This window comes from Mesorhizobium sp. WSM4989 (genome assembly GCF_029625795.1).
Classification (GTDB): domain Bacteria; phylum Pseudomonadota; class Alphaproteobacteria; order Rhizobiales; family Rhizobiaceae; genus Mesorhizobium.
In genome coordinates, this window is record NZ_JARTVN010000003.1 from 132,779 (window position 1) to 157,543 (window position 24,765).

22 protein-coding genes are annotated in these 24,765 nt (G+C 63.6%); 10 read left to right on the forward strand and 12 right to left on the reverse strand.

The genetic code is table 11. The features are described 5' to 3' along the window. Positions 1 to 45: 45 nt before the first annotated feature. From chrA to P9217_RS25450, 4 genes are all read right to left on the reverse strand, one after another. Positions 46 to 1,434, reverse strand: a complete 1,389-nt coding sequence (gene chrA / locus P9217_RS25435; protein ID WP_127247144.1) for a chromate efflux transporter — start codon at positions 1,432 to 1,434, stop codon at positions 46 to 48. Beyond that, complete coding sequence (locus P9217_RS25440) at positions 1,431 to 2,249, reverse strand: sulfurtransferase/chromate resistance protein (protein ID WP_095799864.1); 819 nt, start codon at positions 2,247 to 2,249, stop codon at positions 1,431 to 1,433. Before P9217_RS25440 ends, chrA begins: the two co-directional genes overlap by 4 nt. A gap of 165 nt (positions 2,250 to 2,414) precedes the next feature. Further along, on the reverse strand, positions 2,415 to 3,203 hold the full coding sequence (locus tag P9217_RS25445) for a 3-hydroxybutyrate dehydrogenase (RefSeq protein WP_278087978.1): 789 nt from the start codon (positions 3,201 to 3,203) through the stop codon (positions 2,415 to 2,417). A 171-nt stretch (positions 3,204 to 3,374) separates the two neighbouring features. Then, complete coding sequence (locus P9217_RS25450; RefSeq protein ID WP_066990416.1) at positions 3,375 to 3,908, reverse strand: TetR/AcrR family transcriptional regulator; 534 nt, start codon at positions 3,906 to 3,908, stop codon at positions 3,375 to 3,377. 147 nt (positions 3,909 to 4,055) lie between these two features. Here P9217_RS25450 and P9217_RS25455 point away from each other — a divergent pair, with 147 nt between their 5' ends. Both P9217_RS25455 and P9217_RS25460 read left to right on the forward strand, forming a co-directional pair. After that, on the forward strand, positions 4,056 to 5,357 hold the full coding sequence (locus P9217_RS25455) for an efflux RND transporter periplasmic adaptor subunit (protein WP_278087977.1): 1,302 nt from the start codon (positions 4,056 to 4,058) through the stop codon (positions 5,355 to 5,357). Continuing rightward, on the forward strand, positions 5,354 to 8,437 hold the full coding sequence (locus P9217_RS25460; protein WP_095799861.1) for an efflux RND transporter permease subunit: 3,084 nt from the start codon (positions 5,354 to 5,356) through the stop codon (positions 8,435 to 8,437). The genes P9217_RS25455 and P9217_RS25460 overlap by 4 nt, the downstream gene beginning before the upstream one ends. 199 nt (positions 8,438 to 8,636) lie before the next feature. On the opposite strand, the gene P9217_RS25465 is transcribed toward P9217_RS25460, so the two are convergent. Next, entirely contained in the window at positions 8,637 to 9,089 is a 453-nt protein-coding gene (locus tag P9217_RS25465; RefSeq protein ID WP_066990426.1) for a L,D-transpeptidase, read from the reverse strand. Between the two features lie 350 nt (positions 9,090 to 9,439). Here P9217_RS25465 and P9217_RS25470 point away from each other — a divergent pair, with 350 nt between their 5' ends. Both P9217_RS25470 and P9217_RS25475 read left to right on the forward strand, forming a co-directional pair. Then, positions 9,440 to 9,772, forward strand: a complete 333-nt coding sequence (locus tag P9217_RS25470; RefSeq protein ID WP_095799860.1) for a hypothetical protein — start codon at positions 9,440 to 9,442, stop codon at positions 9,770 to 9,772. A 33-nt stretch (positions 9,773 to 9,805) separates the two neighbouring features. Continuing rightward, positions 9,806 to 9,970: a hypothetical protein gene (locus P9217_RS25475; RefSeq protein WP_082953640.1), complete on the forward strand. Its 165-nt coding sequence runs from the start codon at positions 9,806 to 9,808 to the stop codon at positions 9,968 to 9,970. A gap of 81 nt (positions 9,971 to 10,051) precedes the next feature. Here the strand turns inward: P9217_RS25475 and P9217_RS25480 are convergent, their stop codons facing one another. Next, complete coding sequence (locus tag P9217_RS25480) at positions 10,052 to 10,753, reverse strand: response regulator transcription factor (RefSeq protein ID WP_066990432.1); 702 nt, start codon at positions 10,751 to 10,753, stop codon at positions 10,052 to 10,054. A gap of 93 nt (positions 10,754 to 10,846) precedes the next feature. Between P9217_RS25480 and P9217_RS25485 the strand changes: the two genes are divergently transcribed. Both P9217_RS25485 and P9217_RS25490 read left to right on the forward strand, forming a co-directional pair. Next, entirely contained in the window at positions 10,847 to 11,575 is a 729-nt protein-coding gene (locus tag P9217_RS25485) for a response regulator transcription factor (RefSeq protein WP_067319230.1), read from the forward strand. A gap of 147 nt (positions 11,576 to 11,722) precedes the next feature. Further along, complete coding sequence (locus P9217_RS25490) at positions 11,723 to 13,822, forward strand: hybrid sensor histidine kinase/response regulator (RefSeq protein ID WP_278087976.1); 2,100 nt, start codon at positions 11,723 to 11,725, stop codon at positions 13,820 to 13,822. Positions 13,823 to 13,934: 112 nt separating this feature from the next. Here P9217_RS25490 and P9217_RS25495 read toward each other — a convergent pair whose 3' ends face one another. After that, positions 13,935 to 14,345, reverse strand: a complete 411-nt coding sequence (locus P9217_RS25495) for a hypothetical protein (protein ID WP_095799859.1) — start codon at positions 14,343 to 14,345, stop codon at positions 13,935 to 13,937. Positions 14,346 to 14,766: 421 nt separating this feature from the next. Between P9217_RS25495 and P9217_RS25500 the strand changes: the two genes are divergently transcribed. Continuing rightward, on the forward strand, positions 14,767 to 15,969 hold the full coding sequence (locus P9217_RS25500; RefSeq protein ID WP_066990508.1) for an aromatic ring-hydroxylating dioxygenase subunit alpha: 1,203 nt from the start codon (positions 14,767 to 14,769) through the stop codon (positions 15,967 to 15,969). A 180-nt stretch (positions 15,970 to 16,149) separates the two neighbouring features. Here P9217_RS25500 and P9217_RS25505 read toward each other — a convergent pair whose 3' ends face one another. Continuing rightward, complete coding sequence (locus tag P9217_RS25505; RefSeq protein ID WP_127324910.1) at positions 16,150 to 17,568, reverse strand: aminotransferase; 1,419 nt, start codon at positions 17,566 to 17,568, stop codon at positions 16,150 to 16,152. 290 nt (positions 17,569 to 17,858) lie between these two features. Here P9217_RS25505 and P9217_RS25510 point away from each other — a divergent pair, with 290 nt between their 5' ends. Genes P9217_RS25510 through P9217_RS25520 form a run of 3 tightly spaced genes read left to right on the forward strand, consistent with a single transcriptional unit; the run spans position 17,859 to position 20,705 of the window. Further along, entirely contained in the window at positions 17,859 to 18,776 is a 918-nt protein-coding gene (locus tag P9217_RS25510) for an ABC transporter permease (protein WP_278087974.1), read from the forward strand. Next, positions 18,773 to 19,594, forward strand: a complete 822-nt coding sequence (locus tag P9217_RS25515) for an ABC transporter permease (RefSeq protein WP_095799857.1) — start codon at positions 18,773 to 18,775, stop codon at positions 19,592 to 19,594. Before P9217_RS25510 ends, P9217_RS25515 begins: the two co-directional genes overlap by 4 nt. A gap of 37 nt (positions 19,595 to 19,631) precedes the next feature. After that, on the forward strand, positions 19,632 to 20,705 hold the full coding sequence (locus P9217_RS25520) for an ABC transporter ATP-binding protein (protein ID WP_278088027.1): 1,074 nt from the start codon (positions 19,632 to 19,634) through the stop codon (positions 20,703 to 20,705). Here the strand turns inward: P9217_RS25520 and P9217_RS25525 are convergent. The 4 genes from P9217_RS25525 to P9217_RS25540 all read right to left on the reverse strand — a co-directional run bounded on the left by P9217_RS25525 (position 20,669) and on the right by P9217_RS25540 (position 24,611). Further along, the gene (locus P9217_RS25525) at positions 20,669 to 21,979 is read right to left on the reverse strand and encodes a flavin monoamine oxidase family protein (protein ID WP_278087973.1); all 1,311 of its coding nucleotides are present in this window, start codon (positions 21,977 to 21,979) and stop codon (positions 20,669 to 20,671) included. The two genes, P9217_RS25520 and P9217_RS25525, sit on opposite strands and share 37 nt — an antisense overlap. Beyond that, entirely contained in the window at positions 21,976 to 23,058 is a 1,083-nt protein-coding gene (locus P9217_RS25530; RefSeq protein WP_067001264.1) for an ABC transporter substrate-binding protein, read from the reverse strand. Before P9217_RS25530 ends, P9217_RS25525 begins: the two co-directional genes overlap by 4 nt. 65 nt (positions 23,059 to 23,123) lie before the next feature. Continuing rightward, the gene (gene betI, locus P9217_RS25535) at positions 23,124 to 23,810 is read right to left on the reverse strand and encodes a transcriptional regulator BetI (protein WP_278087972.1); all 687 of its coding nucleotides are present in this window, start codon (positions 23,808 to 23,810) and stop codon (positions 23,124 to 23,126) included. A 6-nt stretch (positions 23,811 to 23,816) separates the two neighbouring features. Continuing rightward, the gene (locus P9217_RS25540) at positions 23,817 to 24,611 is read right to left on the reverse strand and encodes a class I SAM-dependent methyltransferase (RefSeq protein ID WP_067319251.1); all 795 of its coding nucleotides are present in this window, start codon (positions 24,609 to 24,611) and stop codon (positions 23,817 to 23,819) included. Between the last annotated feature and the right edge of the window lie 154 nt (positions 24,612 to 24,765).

The following is a 24,765-nucleotide window of genomic DNA, read 5'->3' on the forward strand; positions in this document are numbered from 1 at the left end:
TGTAAACATAGCTCTCGGTCACGCTTGGCTGCGGCTGGAAACAATTCACAATGCCTGTAGAGCCAGTCCCGCCAGCGCGGATGCCGCGAGCGTCGGCAGCATGCCGGCCTTCAGCCTGAGCATGGCGACCATCGCCGCCGCCGACAGCAGCGCCGCGCGCCAGTCGAGCGAGGAAACGACCGGAACCTCGACGCCCCAGCCGACGCTCTCGACTTTGCCGAAGACGACATGCAGCGCGAACCACAGCGCAAGGTTCATCACCACGCCGACGACCGCTGCCGTTATCGCACCGAGCGCCGCCGACAACGCCTTGTTCTGCCGCAGCTGCTCGATGTAGGGCGCGCCGAGGAATATCCAGAAGAAGCAGGGCGCAAAGGTAGCCCAGAGCGTCAGCGCCGCCCCCAGCGACCCTGCAAGCAGAGGGCTGAGCGTACCCGCATGGCGATAGGCGGCGGCGAAGCCGACGAATTGCAGCACCAGGATCAGCGGTCCGGGCGTCGTCTCGGCAAGTCCGAGCCCGTCGACCATTTCTCCGGGCGAAAGCCAGCCGAACGAGGTCACCGCGGCTTGCGCGACATAGGCAAGAACCGCATAGGCGCCGCCGAAGGTGACGACCGCCATCAGGCTGAAGAAGCCGCCGATCTGCGCCCATACGCTCCCCGGCCCTGCCAGCACGGCGATCAGCGCCACCGGTCCGAGCCAGATCGGCAGCCAGATGGCGATGGTCCGGGCTGCGTGCCATTTGGTCGGCACGGTGTGGCCGAGCTCGCCGCGCTCGAACATCAGGTCGACCACGCCGCCTCTGTCGGCGGCGGCGTTGCCCTTGCCATGCGCCGAACCCGAAAACAGCCCGGGTGCAAAGTGATTGCCGACCCAGCCAATGAGTCCCGCCGCAAGCACGATCAGTGGAAACGGCAGCTTGAGGACATAGATGGCAAGAAAGGCCGCCACCGCGATGGCCACCATGACCCGGTTCTTCAGCGCCCTCTTGCCGATGCGGATCACCGCTTCGACGACGACCGCCAGCACCGCCGCCTTGATGCCGAAGAACAGCGCCTCGATGACCGGCGCGTCGTTGTAGAGCATGTAGAAACTGCTCAGGGCAAGCATGACCAGTGCGCCCGGGAGCACGAACAATGTCCCGGCGACGAGGCCGCCGGCCGTCCGGTGCAGCAGCCAGCCGATATAGACGGCAAGCTGCTGCGCCTCGGGACCCGGAAGAAGCATGCAGTAGTTCAGAGCATGCAGGAACCGCTCCTCGCCGATCCAGCGGCGCTCCTCGACCAGTTCCTTGTGCATCAGGGCGATCTGCCCGGCCGGCCCGCCGAAAGAGAGCAGGCCGATCTTGGCCCACAGCCGCGTCGCATCACTGAAGGTCGGCACAGCCGGGACATCGGCCGGCTGCTCGGCGCTGTCCTTGGCAAGCACGGTCATTGTTGCTTACCCCCGGCCGGCCAGTTATGCGTCTCGTCCGTGGCGTCGCGGCACCAGCGGAAGAAAGCGTCATAGAGCAGCATGCCGGCTTCGAGCTGTTCCAGGTCGTCGCGGAACATGCGCGACAGGCCGAGCGACGCGGCGAGGAACCCGGCAGCCTGCGGCACCAGGTCGAGACGCGCTGTATCCGCGCCGCGCACGATCAGCGCCAGACGATCGAGCGCCTCGGTGCGCAGGCCGAACTCCTCAATCATCGTGTCGAAGGTGCAATGATCGCCGCGATGGCTCCAGAACACGCCTTCGATGTCGAAGGGCACCGCGGCGAAGCGATCCGCCACCAGGGGCACCTCGGCCGGGTCGACGAACAGGAACACGGCGCCAGGATCGACAAATCGTCGGATCAGCCAGGGGCAGGCGATGCGATCGACCTTCGGCCGGGAACGCGTGACCCATACGGTGCGACCCTTCCCATCGCGAGGCGGAATTGCGTCGGCCGCGACTAACGGCGCCTTGACGGCGGCCCACGCCGCGAAACCGCCTTCCAACGATTCCGCCGGAATGCCCTCGTGGCGCAGCCACGCGGCAACGCCTTGCGAGAGCTTCTCTCCGCGCTGGCAGATGACCACGACCTTGGATCCGGAGAAGTCGGCCGCCCAGGTCGAGACGGTTCTGAAGTCGCGTCGGTAAGAAGCCGGCAGCAGCCGCGGATCGGCTTGAAAGTCGTCGTCGATGCGTACGTCGACGAGACGAGGTGCATCCGGCAGGCCGACCAGTCGGGCAAGCTGTGGCACTGTGATCTGAGTTGTTGACGGCATGGCGTCCACCTCCTGAACGAAGAGAGTTTGGACGCGATCGTTGGGCTGACGCCTCACGGGGTCGTCGCGGGGAACCCCTTAGCCAGGATGCTGGAACGCTCCCCTACGATTGTCAAGAATTCTTGTCGAGGAAGGCGCGGCCCGCACCTTCTTTGGAAGCTGCACTTACTGCGCCGTCCAACCGCCATCCATCGGCAGGGTCGTGCCGGTCATCTGCTTGGCCGCATCCGAGCACAGGAACAGCGCCAGTGCCGCCAAATCCTCAACGCTGACGAACTCTTTGGTCGGCTGCGCGGCAAGCAGCACATCGTGCTTGACCTGTTCCTCGGTCATGCCGCGCGCCTTCATCGTGTCGGGGATCTGCTTCTCGACCAGCGGCGTCCAGACATAACCGGGCGCGATCGCATTGACGGTGATGCCATCCTGCGCGACTTCCAGCGCCACCGTCTTGGTCAGACCTGCAATCCCGTGCTTGGCAGAGACATAGGCCGACTTGAACGGCGAGGCGACCAACGCATGGGCCGAAGCCGTGTTGATGATGCGGCCCCATTTGCGGCTCTTCATGCCCGGCAGCGCCGCCTTGATGGCATAGAAGGCGGCAAGCAGGTTGATGCGGATGATTGCTTCCCACTTGTCGTCGGGGAATTCGTCGATCGGCGCGACATGCTGGATGCCGGCATTGTTGACCAGGATGTCGAGGCTGCCGAACGCCTCCTCGGCCTCGCGGATCATGGCGGTGACCGCCCCGCCGTCCATCATGTTGGCGCCGGAATAGCGGCACTTGACGCCGAAATCCCTCTCGATGCCGGCGCGCTCCTTTTCGATCGCCGCGGCATCGCCCAGGCCGTTGATGGTTACGTTGGCGCCCTCGGCGGCAAAGGCGCGGGCGATTGCAAGGCCGATGCCGCTGGTCGAGCCAGTGACGAGCGCATTCTTGGAAGACAGGGAACCCATGGCAGATCTCGCACGTGGAGGGAGGGACTGTTGAAGCACATAGTTTGTGCGTCGCAACATAACAATGCCATGCCCGTATTTCGGTGCGATACAATGTTGTGATGCAGTTCGAGCGACAGGAAGCTGGCGGTCCTAGGGCGGTCTTTGCCGCCGCTGATGTGAGCCTGCGACCTATCCGGCTATCTTGAGCAGCGAGGAAACCAGGAGCTTGTGCTCCTGCTGCGACAGCACGTCTGAATCGAAAAGATTCATACTGCGCAGCCCCTCGATGGCGAGGAAACAAACCAGCAGCGAGCCGAGGTCGTCCGTTTCCCCCTTCAGCCGTTCGAACAGCTGCCGCTTGAAGGCTTTGATCGGCGTCAGGAATTCCGGATCCTCGGCGATCGCGGAGAACATCCAGGAGGCCGAAGGTTTCGGCTTCTCGCAATCATCGGCCGAGAGCCGTATGTAGGCCGCGAGCGCGCTTTCATCGCTTGCCTCGGCCGTGCGTTCTTCGAGCGCCTGCTCGAAAGCATTGAGGTAATTCTCGACCAGCCCCTGCATCAGCTTGGCCTTGGTCGGGAAATTGTAGAGCAGACCGCCCTTCGACACGCCGGCGCGATTGGCGATGGCGTCGAGTGACAGGCTTCCCGGGCCCGCCTCGCGCGCCACGTCGGCTGCCGCTGCAAGTATCCTGTCGCGCGAGTTTGCCCTGCGAGCTTTCATCACGCCTTCCCTTACATTAGGCCTTGTGGAATTGACAAGACCGTCCAGACGGTACAGTAAGGCGCCCGCAATTTGAAATCGGGATTTATCGTCGATATGTGTCCCGGCAATTGACGTTGCCGGTTGCCGGCTCGAGGGGAACTATCCGTGAAGCGCTTCTTCATCATCACCGGAATTCTACTGCTGCTCGCCGTGGTGTGCGCCGGAATCGTCGGCTTCAACCTGTTTCGTGACAATGCGATCAAGCAGTTTTTCGCCACCATGAAACCGCCGGCGGCGACAGTGTCGACCATCGTGGCGAAGCCTTCGAACTGGACGCCCGGCGTCGAGGCGATCGGCACCGTCAACGCCGTGCGCGGCGTCGACCTGACCGTCGAGACGGCCGGCATCGTCAAGGACATCCTCTTCCACGCCAACCAGAAGGTCGCGGCCGACGCTGTGCTTCTGCAGCTCGACGATGCCGTCGAGAAGGCCGATCTGGTGGCACAGAAGGCTCAGGCAGCATCCGACCAGGCGGCGCTGACCCGCGCGCTGGAATTGCAGCGGCGTGGCGTCGGCACCGACGCTACGCTTGATGCCGCGCGCGCGGCGGCGACCGCATCGGCCGCGCAAGTGAACAAGCTGCAAGCCGTGCTCGACCAAAAGCAACTCGCAGCTCCCTTTACCGGCACGGTCGGCATTCCGAAGATCGACATTGGCCAGTATCTGGCGCCCGGCAACTCAGTCGTCACGATCCAGGATCTGGACACGATGCGGGTCGACTTCACCGTGCCCGAACAGCAGCTGCCGCTGCTGAAGATCGGCCAGACGGTGCGGATCGGCAGCAATGCTGCCGACATGTCCTTTGCCGGCTCGATCCGCGGCATCGATCCCAAGATCGACCCGGCAAGCCGGCTGGTGTCGATCCGCGGCGAGGTCGCCAACCCGGAGGGCAAGCTGACCCCGGGCCAGTTCGTGCAAATCCGCGTCGAGTTGCCGGAGGAAAGCAACGTCATCTCGGTGCCGCAGACGGCGGTGACCTCAAGCCTGTACGGCGACTATGTCTTCGTGGTGGTGCCGCCCAAGCCCCCTGAGGCCGGCGCTGCCGCGCCAGCAAAATCGGAAGACCAGAAGTCCGGCGCGGAGAAGCCTGCCGGCGATGCAGCCAAGCCGCAAGCCGATGCCTCGAAGCCGGCCTCCGATACGGCAAACGCCGCCGACAGCGCCGCGAAGCCGGCTGAGAACGCTCAAAAGCCGGCCGAAACCGGGCAGCAACCGGCGCTCGTTCTATCGCAGGTCTTCGTCAAGCTCGGCCGCCGCAACAACGGCATGGTCGAGATCGTCGAAGGCCTGAAGGCCGGCGACCAGGTCGTGACCGCCGGTCAGAACCGGCTCTTCAACGGCATGTCCGTTGCGGTCGACAACACCGTTGATCCCAGCAAATCGGCAAACAAGCAGGTTCAGCAATGAGCTTTTCCGATATCTTCATTCGCCGCCCCGTCCTCTCGACGGTGCTGGCCTGCATGATCCTGCTCCTGGGTTTCCAGGCCATCTTCAACCTGTCGATCCGGCAGTATCCGAAGGTTGACGAGACGGCGATCACCATCACCACGGCCTATCCCGGAGCCAGCGCCGACCTGATTCAGGGCTTCATCTCTGCGCCGATCGCGCGCGCCGTCGCCTCGACGGAAAACATCGACTACGTCACCTCGTCGAGCCGCCCGTCTTCGAGCACGGTGACCGTGCAGATGAAGCTCGGCTCCAACCCCGATGTTGCGTTGACCGAGGTGCTGTCCAAGGTTCAAGGCGTGCGCGGCACCTTGCCGGATGCCGCCAAGGATCCGGTGATCGTCAAGGGCACCGGCCAGCAGTTCGCGATGATGTATATCTCGATGCAGAATCCGAACATGTCGAAGGAGCAGTTGACCGAGTACATCGAGCGCGTCGTGCGGCCGCGCATCTCGACCGTGGAAGGCGTCGCCGACGTCCAGATCTTCGGCGCCGAGGAATATTCGATGCGGGTCTGGATCGACCCGGTCAGGCTCGCCGCCCGCGGCGCCACGGCCGCCGACGTGCTGACTGCGATCAACAATTCCAATTTCCTGTCCGCGCCCGGCAACACACAGAACGAGTATGTGGTTTCCTCGATCGCGGTTCACTCGACCCTGCAGACGCCGGAAGCCTTCGCGCAGCTCCCCATCCGCTCGACCGACGGCCAGGTGGTGCGGCTGCGCGATGTGGCGCGGGTCGAGCTTGGCGCCGCCAGCACCGACACGAGGGTGAGCTTCAACGGCAAGCCGGGCACCTTCCTGGCCATCTTCCCGACGCCTGCCGCCAATCCGCTGACGACTGCCGAGGCGATCCACAAGATCGTGCCGGTGATCCAGGATACGTTGCCGAAGGGCATGACGATCGAGATCGTCTACGATTCCACCGAGCAGATCAGCGCCTCGATCGAGGAGGTGTTCAAGACCATCGGTGAGGCTGTCGCCATCGTCATTCTCGTCATCCTGCTCTTCCTCGGATCCTTCCGCTCGGTGATGATGCCGATCGTGACCATCCCTCTGTCGCTGATCGGCGTCTGTTTCATTCTGTTTGCGGTAGGCTATTCGATCAACCTTCTGTCGCTGCTTGCCATGGTGCTGGCGATCGGCCTTGTCGTCGACGACGCCATTGTCGTGGTGGAGAACATCCACCGCCATATGGAGGAAGACGGCATGTCGCCGATGCAGGCGGCTTTCAACGGCATGCGCGAGATCTTCTCGGCAATCGTCGCCATGACCATTACGCTGGCCGCCGTGTTTGCGCCGCTTGCCTTCACCGGCGGTCTGACCGGCGCGCTGTTCCGCGAGTTCGCGGTCACGTTGGCCGGCTCCGTGGTGCTGTCCGGCCTGATTGCGGTGACCATCACGCCGATGATGTCGGCTCGCCTCTTGAAGGCCGGCGCGCACGGCCGCTTCCAGCGCATCGTCGACGGCACCTTCAGCCGTGTCGAGCGCGTCTACGAGCGGGCGGTGACCGCTTCGCTCAGAAACAGGCCGGTTACCTTTATCATCGTCGTCGCGCTGGTTGCGCTCACCGGCTTCATGTTCACCAAGACCTCGACCGAACTAGCGCCGGAAGAAGACCAGGGCTTCCTGCTTTCGATCGTAACCGCCCCGCGCTACGCTACCTCGGACTACACCGAGACCTACGTCAACCAGATCCTCGGTCTTGTTAAGGACATTCCGGAAACGCGGGCGCAGTTCTCGGCGGTCGCCTTCGGCGGCGCCACCAACGGCGCTTTTGTCGGCTTTGCCTTCAAGGATTGGGCCGAACGGCAGCGCAGTTCGAAGGAGATCCAGACCGACATCACCGGTCGCTTGGCCAAGGTCGCCGGCGTCGAGGCTTTCGTCTTCGCGCCGCCGACGCTGCCCGGCTCGGGCGGCGGCCTGCCGATCTCGATGGTGGTTCGCTCGACCGGCGATCCCTCGGAAGTCTTCGACCAGGCCGAGAAGATCAAGAACAAGGCGCAGGCTTCCGGCCGCTTCATCGTCGTGCAGAACTCGATGTCCTATGACGCCCCGCAGGTGACCGTCACCATCGACCGCGAGCGCGCGGCGGCACTGAACCTGCCCATCGCCGACATCGGCAACACGCTGACGCTGCTGGTCGGCGGCGCCGAAGTGGCGCAGTTCGATCGCGACTCCAACAGCTATGACATCATCCCACAGGTGCCGCAGGAGTTCCGCGACAATCCGGCGAAGCTCGGCGAGTATTTCGTGCGCAGCGTCGACGGCAAGATGGTGCCGCTGTCGGCGGTGGTGCATATCTCGACCAACGCCTCGCCGGCAGCGATCGAGCAGTTCAACCAGCTGAACTCGGCCACGATCTCCGCCCTGCCCTTGCCCGGCGTGACCACCGGCGACGGATTGAAAGTGCTGGAGGATCTCGCCAGGGAAACGCTGCCCGACACGTTCTTCATCGACTATTCCGGCCAATCGCGGCAGGAAAAGGAGCAGGGCAACACCATCCTGATCGCCTTCGCGGCCGCCGTGATCGTGATCTACTTGGTTCTGGCCGCTCAGTTCGAGAGCTTCCGCGATCCGCTGATCATCATGATGGCGGTGCCGCTTTCGATCTTCGGTGCCATCGTGCCGCTCAATATCGGCCTCGGAACGCTCAACATCTACACGCAGGTCGGACTGATCACCCTGATCGGCCTCATCACCAAGCACGGCATCCTTTTGGTGGAATTCGCCAACCAGCAGCGCGAAATCCATGGCATGCGGCGCCGCGATGCCATCATCGCCTCGGCCAAGGTGCGCCTGCGGCCGATCCTGATGACGACGGCCGCGATGGCGCTCGGCGTCGTGCCGCTGATCATCTCCAGCGGCGCCGGCGCCGCGGCGCGCTACTCGATGGGCCTCGTCATCTTCACCGGCATTCTGGTCGGCACGATGTTCACGCTGTTCGTCGTGCCGATGTTCTACACCTTCATCGCCAGCAAGGATCTGCCGCATCTCGCCGAGAAGCCCGATCCGAAGCTGATGCCGGCGCTGCCCACCTGAAGCAATCCAGGACTGCTCCAAAACAAAAAAGAGGCCGGAAAATCCCGGCCTCTTTTTTAGGCGGTCACCCCACGGCTTCGGCGCCAGAGCAATTCCAAGAAAAGTGTGGAACGGTTGCTCGGCGACTTCGCCGTGGCCTTCCGTCCGGAATTGCGTCGAACCTGGCTTGAAGGCGGCAATCCGCCCGCTACTTGACCCGTTACTTTACGATGAGGATGCTGGTGTTGCCCGGGCCGAAGGCCTCGACGAGCTGATAGAAGTCGGCCGCGGCATCGGGATGCAAACGCACGCAGCCATGCGAAGCTGGCCGGCCAAGATGCTTGATGGCATAGGTCGCATGCACCGCATAGCCGCCGCTGAAGAAGACCGAATGCGGCATCGGCGCATTGTCGTATTTCTTCGAATACCACATCTCATGCATGCGGGTCGGCTTGAATGACCCTGTCGGCGTGATGTGCCCCCTGTCGCCCGTCGACACTTTCCAGGTGAACGTCGGCCGGCCGTCGACCGTGACTTCCATGATCTGCTGCGACAGCGAAACCCGGGCGACGAGCTGGTTGGCATGAGCGGCGTTGCTGCCGAAGAGCAGAGCCGCGCCGGTGAGCGCGGCGGCGGTGACGTGGATGAGCTTGGCTGAAATGGCGGTATGCATGACGATCCCTCTCTCTCTCTCTCTCTTATGCCGGTCGGGCCGGCTGCAATTTCGATGGATCGTCTTATCGGGATCACCTGTTTCAGGTCTATTTCGCTTAATATGCGTTAATGTTTCGAATTCGTTTCTCTAAGTTGACGGCCTAATTCCAGAGAACACGCTCCCCCTAGACCGGCTGCCGGCAATATCAAGCAGGCCGAAACCGGCGGGCAAAGCGTATATGGCTTTGATATGAAAGCCTTTCTCCGAATCTCGAAACCGAATTGCAACAAAGCGCGACTTGCGCGGCATGATGCGGATACAGGCCCGCAGCAATGTCGAGTCACGGGAACAGACATCAGCAAACGAAAATGGGCAGGAAATCGAAAGTTCGCACCTGGTTTCTCAGGATCGGCGTCTCGGCAGTCATCCTCGGTGCTGTCGGCTCTGTCGCCGGCAACCCTGTGACGGCGCTTGGCGCCATGAATTCCGGCGAGGTTTCGACACTGCACACTGCAATGTTCATCGCCACGGTCTGGATCATCTCCAGCCTGCGCGTCAACCGGCTGAGGGCCCTCTGGCGGGTCGGTCTTCGGCTGATAGGGATGCGCGGCCCCTCCGGCTACTTGCTGCCGAGAGGACCGAAGGCCCGCGCCGCAGCGGGGGGCTCCGTAGGCGGCGCGGGCGCTTCGGGAGTTTCCTGAAGCATCGACGACTATCGAATTGGGGATTGAGTTATGAAGACGAAATTTGCCGCTTCGGTGCTGTCCGCACTGCTTTATGCCCAGGGGCTGCTTGGCTTTGCCGCGCTTGCAACGGTGCTGCTCAAGGAGCGCGCCCACGCCGAGATCGCCGCCAGCGCCGAATTGCCGTCCGGCCCCTCGATCCTCGTGGTGCGCTAGGCGCCGGCGTCGGATCCAAAAGTGCGAAGCGGTTTTGGAAATCCGATGCAAGATCGAGGAAAAGACCTGGTGGCCCTCGCCTCAGTCGGTGCGCGGCGTCGGCGGATCGAACCGGTAACCGGCACCCCTGATCGTGGTGATGGTCTCCGTATCGAGCTTACGGCGCAGCCTCACGATGCGCGAATCGATCGAGCGGTCGAAAGCGTCGGCATTCTCGGCGGGCGCGGCGGCAATGATGTCGTCGCGCGTCAGCACCTTTCGCGGGCTCGCCAGAAACAATCTCAACAGCGCCACCTGCCCCGGCGACAGCTGATCCTCGGCGCCGGAACGATGCATGACCATGGCCGACCTCAAGTCGACGGTCGCATTCTCGAGCACGATCAGTTCCTGGGGGTTGCGGCCGCGCCGCGTCAGCAGGCGGCCGATGCGCGCCGCCAGCTCGCGCACATTGAGCGGGCTTTCGATCACGTCGGCAGCGCCGAGCTCCAGCGCCAGCACCTTGTCGACGAGATCGGCGGGCCGGCAGATCAGGATGAAGTCGCAGCCACCCTCGCCGCCCCCGCCTTGGCTACTATAGCGCTTGAGCAGTTCGCGCCCCTCCGCCTGGGTCACGTCGTCACCGACGACCACGACGTCGATGCCGCCTGCCGAAAGCAGCGACTCCGCCTCCCAGGGCTGGCGCGCCTGACGCACGTCGTGCCCCCGACGCTCGAGATGGTCGGCCAGGTCGCCGGCCACCACTTCGGCAACGGACACAAGCGCGACGACGGATCGTGCTGCCATTTTCTCCACTCCGCCACAGACAACTCGAGATGAGCGCTGGACATCATGTTTATACCCAATCTACTTTCCGCTGAAAGCGGGAGCGAGACCATTGTGAAGGCGCGCATCATTGTCGTCGAGGACGAGCCGGATCTGAGGGAAGCGGTTGCCGAGTATCTCGGCGCCAGCGGCTATGACGTTGCCACGGCCGAGAATGCCGCGGCGGCGCGCAGCCTGCTCGAGGCGCAACCCTTCCACCTCGCCATCCTCGACATCGCCATGCCCGGCGAGGACGGCCTGTCGCTCGGCCGCTGGCTGCGTTCCAAGACGCAGATCGGCATCATCTACGCCACCGCCGCCGGCACCGCGCTCGACCGCATCGTCGGCCTGGAGCTCGGCGCCGACGACTACATCGTCAAGCCCTATGAGTTGCGCGAAGTGCTGGCGAGGGTCCGCAGTGTGCTGCGCCGCGTGCCGCAGCCGGTTGCCCCCCAGGCCGCGAAGACCGAGGCCGGCACGCGCCGCTTCATGAATTTCGGCAGCTTCCAGGCCGATTTCGACGGCAGGCTGGTGACCGGCGCCAATGGCGCGGTCATCGAGATGGCCAAGAGCGAGTTCGACGTGCTGGAAGTTTTCCTCACCCGCGCCAACCGGCTTCTGACGCGGGCGGCGATCTCGGAGGCGATCGGCTTCGTGGAAGACCCGGAATCGTCGCGCGCTGTCGACATCCGCATCATGCGTCTGAGAAAGAAGATCGAGGCGGACCCCGCCAATCCGAAATTCCTGCGCACGGTGCGCGGCGAAGGCTACATCTTCTCGCTGCCGGCTGGCGACGGCAACTGACTCCGGCGCCGCGCACCTTCCGGATACGCAATCGACGCTGTAGCATTCCGGTCCGGCGGCATGCCCCCAGAAAACCGTTGTCGATTTTCGGGCTTGTGTGCTGGATTTCATGGTTTACCGATATGGCCCCGGAGATGACGTTCGACGATGACAGCTGAGGCCGCACGGACAGAAATGCACGGCTCCCGCCAGGGCGCCGCGATGGCGGCCGTCCATGTCGTTCGCCGCTTGCGCGAAGCAGGCGACTGGCAGCGCGAGATGGACAGCATACTGGAGGCACTGTGCCGTTCGTTGGACTGCCAGCGCGGCATTCTCTTCCGTTTGCGCGAGTTGCCGGGCGAGGGCTTCGCCCAGTCCGTGGCCTCCTATTGGATCGACCCTGCTTTTGGCGGCGAGCTCGCATCGCCTACCGTGATCATGCAGTCGATCATCAACTCCGATCCGCTCCTGGAGCAGTTGCAGGAGGATGAGCGCCAGGGCAAGGTCTTCGCCGGCCACACGCGCGACCTCGATGGTTTCCTGCGGGCCGACTTCGAGAAGCAGAACATAAAATCCTTCATTTCGGTGTCGGTCTTCGCCCACGGCCATCTCTGGGGCACTCTGGCGGTCAATGACTGCGCGGCCGAACGCGAATGGACGGATGAAGAGGAGGCGACGCTTCACATCATCGCGCTCGCCATCGGCGACGCCATCGAGCGCTCGCCCTCAGAGGCGCATGCCAGCGAGGTTATCCGCCGCACCATGCTGCAGGCTTCGCTCGACGCCATCATCGTCATCGACGAGGCCGGCTCCATCATCGAATTCAATCCGGCCGCCGAGAAGATGTTCGGCTTCAAGCGTAGCGACATCCTCGGCAAGGATCTGATCGACACGATCGTGCCGCATTATTACCGCAAGGGTTATTCGTCGGGCGCCGAGTACATGGCCGGACGGGGCGCGCCGATGGTTGGCCAGCGGCTTGAGACAGTGACCCAGAACGCGGCCGGCGAGATCTTTCCGATCGAGCTGACCGCGACGGAGATGAGGGTTGCCGACCGCCGGCTCATCTTCGGCTCGATCCGCGACCTGCGCGAGAAGCTGCACGCCGAAGAAGAGATCAACCGCCAGCGCGAGAAGCTGCACCAGAATGAAAAGATGGCGGCAATGGGCTCGCTGCTCGCCGGCGTCTCGCATGAGCTCAACAACCCGCTGGCGGTTGTGGTCGCGCAATCGACCCTGCTGCATGAATTCGCGGCCGACCCGCAGACCAAGGTGCGCGCCGAAAAGGTGCGCGCGGCCGCCGAACGCTGCGGGCGCATCGTCAAGAGCTTCCTGTCGATGGTGCGCCTGCATCCGACCGAGCAGGCCGAAACCGACCTCAACCAGGTGATGCGCTCGGCGCTCGAAGTGACCGCCTATGGTGCGCGCTCCAGCGGCATCATCATCGACACCGACTTCGCCAACGGCCCGCTGCTCGCCATGGCCGACGCCGACCATGTCACGCAGGTCGCGGCCAACTTCCTCATCAACAGCCAGCATGCGCTTGCCGGCTTCACCGGCGAGCGGCGCATCAAGGTGCGGACCTTTCGCAGCGAGCGCGGCAATCCGGGCTTCTCGGTCGAAGACAACGGACCCGGCATTCCCGATGCGATCCGCTCACGCATCTTCGAATCCTACTTCACCACCAAGCCGGTCGGCGTCGGTACCGGCATCGGCCTGTCGATCTCGAAATCGATCGTCGAGCGCCACAACGGCAACATCTGGTTCGAAGAGGTGCAGCCGCACGGCGCGCGCTTCGTCGTCCAGTTGCCGGCGATTGCCGGCAATGCGGCAAAGGACGGCGAGGGTCCGGCGCGGTCGAGCGGGTTGCGCCATGCGCTGATCATCGACGACGAGCCCGACGTCGCCGCTTCGCTGTCCGACATATTGGAGCTCATGGGGCTCAAGTCGCGTCTCGTGCCAAGCTGGACGTCCGCCGGCGAGGTTCTGAGCGGGCACATGCCGCCGGACATCGTGTTTTCCGACCTGCGCATGCCGGGCACCAGCGGCATCTCGATCTACCGTGAATTGCTGGCCGAACGGCCGGGGCTGGCGCAGCGTTTCGTGCTGGTCACCGGCGACCTCATCGGCGCCAAGGCCGAGATTGAGGCACTGCCGCCGCAGCAGCGGCCGCAGATCCTGGAGAAGCCCTTCTCGACGCTCGACGTCCGCGGCATCCTTGCGACCGTTGCCGATGTCGCGGCGGCCGACAACGGCGCCGACATCTGAAATTGCTCCCTCTGCGGCTTCACCTGGATATCGTCGGATTCGAAAAAAGAGGCTCCCGACCGACTTTGCGGCGGGAGCCTGACTGGAGCGCGGAGGGTGCGCTCAGGGGAGCCTAAAACACGTTCGGGGTGTCGGTCAGCGGCGCGGCATTGGCGATCATACGCACAGCTCGGGCCCGGTGCTGACCGGACTGCTCGGCAATGGCACGCAGGCATTCGGCGTTCTCGGCGCCCCAGCTCTGCCCTTTGCAGGCGAATTCGACTTGCGACTGCGGCAGGCGCGCGGTTTTGAGCGTCGTCGGCGCGCCCTCCACGACATTGGCCGGAGGATTGATCGAGGCGAAAGCGGGACCCGCGGCTGGCGCAAGCACCATGCTGGCGAAGGCGGCAACGCCCAGCAGCATGAACATCGTCATCGGATGGTCGCTGGCGCGTTGGCGCAACGCCAGCTTCGGACGGCGATCATTGCGCTCGGGACCATAAGAGCGGCGGCTGGCATCGGCGATCCGGACTTTGGCAAACATCGGCTGTTCCCTTCGTTATCTTTCTTTTTTCCTTGAAACGAACTTAACCGCACCACGTAACAGCCGGATGATAGGGCGGGATGGCCCATGTAACAGGACTGAAACGGGGATCGCTTCTGTTCCTTTTGCTCCTGTCGGATGCGGCGGACTGTAAGCGACCTCACACAGGCGCAGAATTGGCATGGCTGTCGCGATCGTCCGATACGCGAAGCGCGTCGAAACGGTGCCCTCACAAACTGCGGATCCGAAGCTGGAACCGCCGTTTTGCACTCCTGGTTAAGGCTCGGATTTTCCGGGATTTTCTCGGCTCGGATGGCTGCAAGCCGGTCGGCATGAAATTTCCATACTTTCACAAGCCATTGCATTTTAACGCAAAATGTGTTTTTATTGAACGAGCATTCAACAAAACGAGAGCATTTTCATGAACCCGCACCTGCGTGACGTGGCGATCCCCAACGATTGGGACCGGCGGGGTTTGCCGGGGTGGAGTTACCACTCCAACGCCCTTCTCGAGCTTGAGAAGGAATACGTCTTCCGCAATCACTGGCAGATCGCCGGCCATGTCTCCGACGTGCCAAATCCGGGCGACTATCTGACGATGGACGTCATCGGCGAGCGGGCGCTGATCGTGCGCGGCAAGGACGGCGTCGTGCGTGCCTTCAACAACATGTGCCGTCATCGGGGCAGCCGCGTCGTCGCCGACAGCCAGGGCACCTGCAAGAACGCGCTGATCTGCCCGTTCCACGGCTGGGTCTACAATCTCGACGGCACGCTGCGGGGGGCTGCCCGTCCGCGCTCCTTCCCGGAACTCGACAAGACCGAGTTCGGGCTGATGCCGCTCGATCTCGAAGTCTGGATGGGCTTCATCTTCATCCGCTTCCGTAACGGTGGCCCGCAGCCTTCCGTGGCTGAACTCTTGAAGCCGATCGAGGCGGAGATCGCCCATTACAATGTTGCCGACATGGTGCCGTGCCTGGGCATTTGGACCCAGAAATCACCGGTCAACTGGAAATCGGTGCGCGACGTCGACAATGAGGGCTATCACGTCGCCATGGCGCATCCGGCGCTGCAGGACCTCTACGGCGCGACCTATTTCGACGAACCCTTCGTCAACGGCGTGTCGCGGTCCTTCGCCACCTACAACCCGCATGCCGGGCGGCGCTGGAGCGTCAACCAGTACATCAAAATAGCGCCCGAGCCGACGCACCTGCCGGAGCATCTGCGCAAAGCCTGGATCTATTACGGCATCTTCCCCAACAACGCGCTGTCGATCATGCCGGAATCGGTGCAGTTCTATCAGGAGTTCCCGCTGTCCACCGGCGAGACGCTGCTGCGCGGCGCGATCTATCGCTACAAGGACGAGACGCGGGAGCAGGCGGCGGCGCGCTACCTTGCCTACCGCATCGACCGCGACACCATGAACGAGGATGTCCAGCTCTCCGTCTGGTCGAACGAATCCATGCTCTCCGAGGCGTTCGGGGGCTTCTACCTCTCCGACCTCGAATATGGCGTGCGCACCCACCACGACCATCTGCGCAGGCAGGTGCCGGTGCTGAACTTGGAGACCGCACCGGAGGAAAAGGACATGTGGGGATTGAACGACGCGCTGCGGTCGAAGGGGTGAGCGTCTTCCCTTCTCCCTGTTACACGGGGAGAAGGTGCCCGAAGGGCGGGGCAGTGCAAGCGCCTCACAATTGGCTCTGGCTCCCGAACCTCAGGGAGCGTCTGAACTAAATCTCGCAAGCTGGCGCTGCCCCTCACCCGCCGGCTACACTCCCCGTAGAACGGGGAGAGGGGCGCTCTCTCACCCCCGCCAGACGCCTTCCTTCCTCAGATCATCCATCGTGCGCGAGATGCCTTCGCGCAGGATCGCGACCATGTCGTCGATCTGCTCGCGGCTGATGATGAGCGGCGGCGACATCACGCACATGTTGATCAGCGGCCGCACCAAGAGACCGAGCTCATGGCAATGCGCGTCGATACGCTTTCCCACATCCTTGTCGAGCTGCAGCGGATCCTTGCTCTCGCGGTCGGCGACGCATTCGACGCAAGCCATCAGGCCGGCGCCGCGTACCTCGCCGACCAGCGGCAGTTCCTCGAGCGTTTTCAGGCGCGCCTGGAAATAGGGCGCGATCTCGCGCGCATGCTGAAGCACGCCCTCTTCCAAAAGATCGAGGTTCTTCAGCGCGACGGCGCAGCCGATCGGATGGCTGGTGTAGGTGAGGCCATGGCCAAACAGCGCATCGGGATGGTTGGAGCGGCGCAGTTTCTCCAGCAGCCGCTCCGAGATGATCACGCCGCCAAGCGGGAAATACCCCGAGGTAACCCCCTTGGCGAAGGTGATCATGTCCGGGTCGAGGCCGAACACCTCGCCCGAGGCAAAGACATGGCCGAGCCGTCCGAAGCCGGTCACCACCTCGTCCGAGACATAGAGGATGTCGTTCTCGCGGCAGATCTCACGGATGCGCTTCAGGTATCCGTCCGGCGGCACGACGACGCCGCCCGAAGCTTGCACCGGTTCGCCGACAAAGGCGCCGATGCGACCGGCGCCGACGCGCGCGACCGTGTCGCGGAATTGGTCGACGAGGAAATCGGTGAAGGCGTCGATGCTCATCTCCTTCGGCCGTCGGAACGGATCGGGCGAGGAGAGCTTGATCACCAGCTCGTCGGCACCATCCATCCAGTGCCGGTCGCGCGGGCGGCCGTTGAGCGAAGCCGACAGGTAGGTCGAGCCGTGATAGGCGCCGCCGCGGCTGATGATCAGCTTCTTCTCCGGCCTGCCGCGCACATTGTTGTAGAATTGCATGAAGCGCAGCGCCGTCTCCACCGCCGACGAGCCGCCGGTGGTGAAGAAGGTGTGACTGAGATCGCCGGGAGCGGCATCGGCGATGCGTCTCGCAAGCTCGGCTGAGGGCGCATTCATCGTATACCAAGGCGTGTTGTAGGACAGCGCCATCGCCTGGTCGTACATCACCCTTGCCAGTTCCTCGCGGCGATGCCCGACATTGATGCACCACATGCCGGCCGGACCGTCGATCAGCCGCTTGCCGGATGCGTCGGTGATGTAGATGCCCTCGCCCTCGCCGATCAGCGCCCGTGCCTCGGCGCCGACCGAACCGGCATAGGGCCAGGGCTGGACCAGATGGCGCTTGGCCAGCTCGACCGCATCGTCGTCCCCGGGCTCGACAACTTCCCTCGCCTTGATCTCTCGTGCAGCCGCCATCTTAGCCTCGCATGGTCCGTTGCGGTGATTTCCAGAGACATGAAACGAAGCGGAAAGCCATGGAAATTCGGCTTTTCGTCACTTCATTTTGAATGTCCATTCAATCAATATTGCAGAAATAGCGCTTGATTTCAATCGGCGGATGCGCTCATGATGAAAGAAAGCCGGCAAGTCTGGAGTGATCGCTCCGGGCACATAAATTGGGACCAGGCAGTCGGCGCTGATCAATGGGAAGGCCGTATGGCGGGACAGTCCGAGCCGGCAACTGCAATCACGCCCGGAGCGCTGCAATGACCGCCGCCGCGGAAGGGTCGCCCCCGCTGCGCATGGCGAGAGCCAGACGAAGTCCCCTTCTGCAGTCGGAAGCCGTCCAGGGCATTGCGCTGATCAGCCCGACCTTCGTTTACGCGCTCATCCTTCTCGTCCTGCCGATCCTGGTTGTTATAGCCCATTCCTTCTGGACGCAGGACTACCTGACCATCGACCACATATTCACGCTGGAGAATTATCGGATCGCGCTGACCGAGCCGATCTACCGCGACCTGCTCTGGCGCTCGCTCTACATCTCGCTGACGGTTAGCCTGCTCACCGTGCTGCTCGCCTATCCGATCGCCTATTTCATTTCCTTCCATGGCGGCCGCCAGAAGAGCCTCTGGCTGTTCCTCATCACCATCCCGTTCTGGACCAGCTACCTGCTGCGCGTGATGTCGTGGAAGGTGATCCTCGGCTACAACGGCGTGCTCAATTCCGGCCTGATGGGCCTCGGGCTCATCGACGAGCCGTCGACTGCGCTGCTCTATAATTCCAGCGCCGTCATCATCACGCTGACCCACGCCTGGGCGACCTTCGCCATCCTGCCGATCTTCGTTTCGCTGGAGAAGGTCGACCGCACCCTGGTCGAAGCGGCGGCCGATCTCGGCGACGGGCCGCTGCGCTCCTTTCTGCGCGTGACCTTGCCGCTGTCGGCGCCAGGCGTCATCTCGGCGGCGCTGATCGTCATGATCCCGACCGTCGGCGACTACGTCACGCCGAAGCTGGTCGGCGGCAAAGACGGCGTGATGATTGCCAACGCCATCCAGGCGCAATTCGGCAAGGCGTCGAACTGGCCGCTCGGCGCAGCACTCTCCGTCACCACCATGGTCATCGTCTCGCTGATGGCAGGCGCCGCGGTGCTGGTCATCCGCGCGCTGCAGAGGCTGGCGCGATGACGGCGATCAGGCGTTACCTGCCAAGCTGGCTGTCGAGCTACGCCGCGCTCTACATTCTCTTCCTCTATCTGCCGGTGATCTTCCTGCCGATCTTCTCGATCAACACCGCGGCGACGCCGAAATTCCCGCTCTCAGGCGTCACGCTGCATTGGTACCAGGACCTGCCGCGCACGCCGGCACTGATCGACGCCACCTGGAACAGCTTGGTTGTCGGCGCCTCGGCCGCTATCCTGTCGACCGTGTTCGGCATTCTCGCCGCCCGTTCGATCACCCGCTACCGCTATCCCGGCCGACGCACCGTCAACGGGCTGATCATGGCCCCGCTGGTGCTGCCCGAGGTCATCGTTGCCATCTCGATGCTGCTGGTGATGCTGCAACTGGGCTTGAGCCTGTCGCTGTTCACGGTCGTGCTTGGGCATGTGCTGGTCTGCATTCCCTATTCGATGACGGTGCTGACCTCCGGCTTCGAAGGCTTCGACCGCAGCCTCGAGGAAGCCTCCGCCGATCTCGGCGAAAGCGCCTTCGGCACCTTCCGGCGCGTGACGCTGCCGATGGTGGCGCCGGCGATCATCTCCAGCCTGCTGGTCTGCTTCACCATCTCGCTCGACGAGTTCATCATCGCCTTCTTCCTCACCGGCACCGAGGCGACGCTGCCGATCTACATCTGGGGACAGCTGCGCTTCGCGGCCAAGCTCCCCGGCGTGCTGGCGCTCGGTACCTTGTTGTTGGCGGCGTCCTTCGTGCTGATGACCGTTGCCGAGATCCTGCGCCGCCGCGCGGCGAGACGCACCCAGAACGAGGGAGGCCTCTATGCTTGAGCAGGTCCAGTCCGAGCGAACGATTTCCGATCGCGCCATGATCGAGATCCGCGACGTCACGCGCAGCTACGGCGCGTTCAAGGCGTTGGATAATGCATCGCTCGTGATCAGGGAGGGCGAGTTCTTCTCGCTGCTCGGGCCGTCCGGCTGCGGCAAGACCACGCTTTTGCGCATGATCGCCGGCTTCGACACGCCGACCAGCGGCTCGATCGCGGTCGACGGCCAGCCGATGGACGGCATTCCCGCCAACCGGCGGCCGACCAACATGGTCTTCCAGAGCTACGCGATCTTCCCGCATCTCAATGTCGAGCAGAACGTCGCCTACGGGCTGAAGCGGCTGAAACTGCAGGGCGGCGAAGAACAGCGCCGCGTCGAGGAGGCGCTGGCGCAGGTGTCGCTGACCGGCCTTGGCAAGCGCCGCGCCACCGAACTCTCCGGCGGCCAGCGTCAGCGCGTGGCGCTGGCCCGCGCGCTGGTCATGCGTCCCAAGGTGCTGCTGCTCGACGAGCCGCTATCGGCTCTCGACAAGAAGCTGCGCGAGCAGATGCAGGTCGAGTTGCGCCGGCTGCAGCAGGCGGTAGGCATCACCTTCGTGCTGGTCACGCACGACCAGTACGAGGCTTTGGCCATGTCGGACCGCATCGCCGTGATGTTCGGCGGCCGTGTCGCGCAGGTCGCCTCGCCCAAGGAAATCTACCAGCGCCCGGTCAACCGCCAGGTCGCCGACTTCCTCGGCGGCATGAATTTCGTCAAGGCCGAGATCGTCGAGGAGAACGGCGTGTCCTTGGTTGTCGACACGCTTAGCTTTGGGCGTGTGAGGACCGACAAGCCGAAGACCTTCGTGCGCAACGCCGGCGCGGCGACGCTTGGCATCCGGCCGGAGCGGCTGCGCGTGCTCTGGGACAATGCGACGGCCAAGTTCGAGGTCGCCGGCAAGGTGGTCGAGCGCCACTATTTCGGCGAGATCACGCATCTGATCGTCGAGATCCCGGGGCTGGAAAAGCCGCTCTCGGTGACCGAGACCAATGATTTCGGCGCCGACGACATTCCGGTCGGCGCGCCGATCCGTCTCGCCTACGACCCAGAGGCCCTGGTGGCGATGGCGGACTGAAGCCGCGCCAAAATCTTCCCGGCGGCGATGTGCCCGGCCACGATCGCGCCCTCGACATAGGCGGGGAAGGACGGCGACACTTCCGACGACGCAAAATGGATCGGCGGCGCGCCGGCAAGAATCGTGCGCTCGGCATCTCTTGCCGTCACGTCGACGATGAGATCGCTATAGGCGCCGCCGCTCCAGCGGTCATGCGTCCAGTCGCGCTGGCTGAAATCGAGAATATCGGCCGCGTCCGGACCGAGCGCATCCGCGAGCTTCGCAATGACCTCGGCGCGCAACGCCGCAGCACCCAGCTTGCGGCAGCGCAGCGCCAGCGGCCCACCGATGAAGACGACGAGCGCTGCATGCTCCGCGTCCCTGCTGGCATCGCAGGCAAACAGGCCCGGCATGTCGCGCCACATCACCATGCCGCTCAGATCGCGCTCGCGCCAGAACGGCCTGGCATAGCGGACGAGGATCTTGACCACCGCGCCGCTTTCCCAGACGCCAAGCGCCTTCTTTAAGGCCGTTGACAAGGCAGGCCGAAAGTCGAGCCTGTTGGCCGTCGCTGGCGGCAGGGCGAGCAGGACCTCGCGCGCCTCGACGGCGCCGCTGCCGGCAACGACACGAACGCCTGACGGCCCGCGCTCGATGCGAATGGCCGGCTCGTTCAGCCGCAGCCGGTCACCGAGATCGCCCGCCAGGTCCGCGGCCAGCGACTGCATGGTCTCGCGCAGAGAATATTGCAGTTCCGGCACTTCGTTGGTGATGCGGCGATCATTGTCGATCAGGTACCAGAGCGGCACCTTTTCCAGCGCCAGGCACCACAGTCCCTCGATCATCGAGCGGAAGGCGGCTTTGGCATCTACCGGATCGGTCTGGCGTTCGAGCCAGGAGGCGACTGTCAGCCTGGCGATCGCGGGATCGTCAGGCTCGATCCAGTTCATGCGGTCGCGGATCGCCATCGCGGTCACATAGGTCTGTCCGGCCTGGTCGACCGACATCGGTGGATGGGTGATGAAATCGCCATCGACAAAGGTTTTGACGAAGGTCTTGCCGCGCGCCCTGGCCAGCGCCATCAGCTCCGGCATGTCCTCGCACAGGAACTGGCCGCCGCTGTCGATCAGCTCGCCAAGCCCGTTTCGCATACCTTCCACACGACCGCCGACGCGGTCGCGTGCTTCCAGGACAAGGAAATCGACGCCGGCACGCTTCAATTCGAGCGCGGCCGACAGGCCGGTGAAGCCGGCGCCGACGATTGCAACGTCGGTTCTTTCGATCTTGCTGTTCAATAGCCGGCCTTGATCTTCTCGAACTCGGCGATCATCTTCAGCTTGAGCTCGGAAGGCAGCGGCTGCTGGAACAGCGTCTTGTCGACCCATTTTTCCACGTTGTCGTAGCCCTTTTCCTTGAGCACCGCCTGGTCGACACCGGCCATGCCCTTGGCGTTGGCTTGGCCGTAGCCCCAGTCCTTGACCAGCACCTTGGCGACTTCCGGATCGTTGACGGCATTGAGATAGTCATAGGCCTTGTCAATGTTGCCGGGCGCGTCCTTGAACAGCACATAGCCGCACACCCAGGTCGAGATGCCCTCGTCGGTATCCTTCTTGGACTTGATCGGCACGCCGGCGGCCTGCGATTGCACCGCCGCGTCGTTCCAGGCCCAGGCGAGATCGACCTCGCCGCCTGAGAGCAGCTGCACGATGTCGGTGGTGTCGGTCCAGTAGGAGCGCACGTTCTTGTGCACCTGGCGCAGGAAATCGGACGCCTGCTTGAACTGCTCGTCCGTCATCTTTGTCCAGTCCTTCAGCCCGATGGCGAGGCTGGCCAGCGCATAGGCGTCGTCGACATTGTCGCCGATCGAGACGCGTCCCTTATACTTGGGATCGGCGAAGGCCTTCAGCGACTGCACGTCCTTCTCGGCGATCTTGTCGGAGTTGAAGGTGAGCTGCGTGTCACCCCAGTCCCAAGGCATGAACCAGGCTTTGCCGTCGGGGGTGGTGGCAAGGTCCTTCATCGCCATGATGCCGGGGTTGAGATCCTTCCAGCCGGCGATCTTGGAGGTGTCGAGCGGCTGCAACAGCCCCGCCTCGCGCCACTTCACCACGCTTTGCGAACACGGATGTCCGAGGTCGGCCTTGAAGCCGGAGCGGATCTTCTCGAATGCCTCGTCCTCATCGCCGAAGAAAGCGAAGGTCGGCGAGTCGCCGTCCTTCTCGACATATTTGCCGTGGAAGCTGGGGTCCTCATAGCCGGACCAGTCGAACACGATGAGGTCCTTGTCGGCGGCAACGGCGAACGCTGCCGCCGAAGATGCCAGCGCGCCGGCGAGCGCCAAAGTAAGTGTCAAGCGTCGGCTGAGTTTCTTCATGCTGTTCCATCCTCTTTTGGTCTTGCCGGTCTTGCTGGCCGGCTGTTGCTAACCCCGGGCCGTCGTTAACCGTAGTGTTTCGGAAAGGCCGCGGCCAGGAACGCGTTGGCGGCCTGCAGCGCGGTCTCGCGCGTGGTGTCCTGGGTGCCCATCATCAACCGCAGCCACAGGCCCTCGAGCATGGCCGATAGCGCCAGCGCCATGACCTGCGGCTCATAGGCATAGCCGCCGCTTTGCTTGAGCGTCGCGCAGAGATCGATGAACACCTGCTGGTAGTAAGCGTCGCGCGAGCTGCTCAGCGCCTGGTAGGTCGGCCGCGATTTGGCCTCGCCCCAGAAGGCGCACCAGGCGGCGAGCTTGCGCTTGTTGCAGATCGAGCGATCGAAGTCGGCCCACACCAGCGCCTGCAGCTGCCGCGCCGGATCGTCGCCTGCCTTCTGCAAGGCCGCGCGCCAATGCGCCGAATACTCGTCATACATATATTGCAGCGTGGCTACGAGCAGCTTCTCCTTGCTTTCGAAATGGAAGTTGACGATGCCGCGGGACAGGCCCGCGCCGTCGGCCACATCGGCCGTCGTCGTTTCCGCATAGCCGCGCTTGGCCAGTGAATCGATCGTCGCCTCGATCAACTGGAGCTGCCTGACTTCTTTCGAAGCCTTGCGGCCGCGCTTCTCGGCCTCTCCTTTTCGTGCCGGTTCGGGCAAGGCATCCCTGGCCTCTGCATTCTTCATGAGCGTGACGGTCTCCAGCATTGCCGGCTATCCGACCGGCTTCCAACCGCGCAGATGAGTGGGGCGGTGCTCACCACTGTCAAGCACCTTCTGCATCGCCTCCCAGGTCCGGATGTTCTTGTCGACATAGCCCCCGCCGACCGCGGCGGCGAGCGCTTGATAGAGTGGCCCCTTCAGGCGCGCCAGTTCCTCCCGCGCCACCTCGCGGTACCATGCGTTGCGGTCGCGGACGCTGATGTCGCGGAAGCCAGCACGACGCATCGCTTCGGCGTAGCGCGCCGGCGAAGCCATGGCAAAGGACAAGCCTTCCGCCGCGAGATAGGCCTTCATGTCCGCAGACGGCTCGCCGTCATGCGAGATCATCCAGTTCGACGCGGCGAAGACGCCGCCGGGCTTCAGCACGCGGAAGATCTCGGCGAACAGGGCATCCTTGTCCCGGACATGCAACAGTGCGTCCTTGGAGAAGACGACGTCGAAGGAAGCATCGGTGAAAGGCAGCGGTCCCGGCGGCGCCTGGACGAAGCTCACGCGGTCCTGGAGACCCTGCGCAGCCGCCTTTCGCTTTGCCGTCTCGATCACCGGCCTCTCGACATCGAAACCGGTCGCATGCGCCGCACCATGGCGCGCGACCAGATCCAGCGTGACGCCGCCGGCGCCGCAGCCGAGATCGAGGATCGTCTTGACCTTGAGCGAGAGGCCTTCGACCACGCGGTCCACTTCGTCCGGGCCGCCCGGGGAGAGGTAGCCATCGCCCCAGAGCGCCTCGAGGAAGCGAATGGCCGCGTCGTCATATTCCGGCTCTGCGTTAGCCGTTTCGATCATCGGACTGAGCCTCAAATGCCGAAGTCACCTTCGCGCTAGCGGAACACCAGAAATGCGGGGCAAAGCCTAGCGCATCAACGCAGAAACGCAACACCATTTGTTGAACATTCATTCAAAATGGCTGGACAAAAAACCGTGACCCGTGCCAAATTCG

Bases quoted from the DNA above. Each gene is read 5' to 3' on its own strand.
- P9217_RS25490 (WP_278087976.1), top strand. From the start codon at position 11,723: ATGACAGCTGAGGCCGCACGGACAGAAATGCACGGCTCCCGCCAGGGC.
- betI (WP_278087972.1), bottom strand. From the start codon at position 23,810: ATGCTGGAGACCGTCACGCTCATGAAGAATGCAGAGGCCAGGGATGCC.
- P9217_RS25470 (WP_095799860.1), top strand. From the start codon at position 9,440: ATGGGCAGGAAATCGAAAGTTCGCACCTGGTTTCTCAGGATCGGCGTC.
- P9217_RS25475 (WP_082953640.1), top strand. From the start codon at position 9,806: ATGAAGACGAAATTTGCCGCTTCGGTGCTGTCCGCACTGCTTTATGCC.
- P9217_RS25450 (WP_066990416.1), bottom strand. From the start codon at position 3,908: ATGAAAGCTCGCAGGGCAAACTCGCGCGACAGGATACTTGCAGCGGCA.
- P9217_RS25480 (WP_066990432.1), bottom strand. From the start codon at position 10,753: ATGGCAGCACGATCCGTCGTCGCGCTTGTGTCCGTTGCCGAAGTGGTG.
- P9217_RS25520 (WP_278088027.1), top strand. From the start codon at position 19,632: ATGATCGAGATCCGCGACGTCACGCGCAGCTACGGCGCGTTCAAGGCG.
- chrA (WP_127247144.1), bottom strand. From the start codon at position 1,434: ATGACCGTGCTTGCCAAGGACAGCGCCGAGCAGCCGGCCGATGTCCCG.
- P9217_RS25460 (WP_095799861.1), top strand. From the start codon at position 5,354: ATGAGCTTTTCCGATATCTTCATTCGCCGCCCCGTCCTCTCGACGGTG.
- P9217_RS25505 (WP_127324910.1), bottom strand. From the start codon at position 17,568: ATGGCGGCTGCACGAGAGATCAAGGCGAGGGAAGTTGTCGAGCCCGGG.
- P9217_RS25500 (WP_066990508.1), top strand. From the start codon at position 14,767: ATGAACCCGCACCTGCGTGACGTGGCGATCCCCAACGATTGGGACCGG.
- P9217_RS25495 (WP_095799859.1), bottom strand. From the start codon at position 14,345: ATGTTTGCCAAAGTCCGGATCGCCGATGCCAGCCGCCGCTCTTATGGT.
- P9217_RS25440 (WP_095799864.1), bottom strand. From the start codon at position 2,249: ATGCCGTCAACAACTCAGATCACAGTGCCACAGCTTGCCCGACTGGTC.
- P9217_RS25515 (WP_095799857.1), top strand. From the start codon at position 18,773: ATGACGGCGATCAGGCGTTACCTGCCAAGCTGGCTGTCGAGCTACGCC.
- P9217_RS25540 (WP_067319251.1), bottom strand. From the start codon at position 24,611: ATGATCGAAACGGCTAACGCAGAGCCGGAATATGACGACGCGGCCATT.
- P9217_RS25510 (WP_278087974.1), top strand. From the start codon at position 17,859: ATGACCGCCGCCGCGGAAGGGTCGCCCCCGCTGCGCATGGCGAGAGCC.
- P9217_RS25445 (WP_278087978.1), bottom strand. From the start codon at position 3,203: ATGGGTTCCCTGTCTTCCAAGAATGCGCTCGTCACTGGCTCGACCAGC.
- P9217_RS25530 (WP_067001264.1), bottom strand. From the start codon at position 23,058: ATGAAGAAACTCAGCCGACGCTTGACACTTACTTTGGCGCTCGCCGGC.
- P9217_RS25465 (WP_066990426.1), bottom strand. From the start codon at position 9,089: ATGCATACCGCCATTTCAGCCAAGCTCATCCACGTCACCGCCGCCGCG.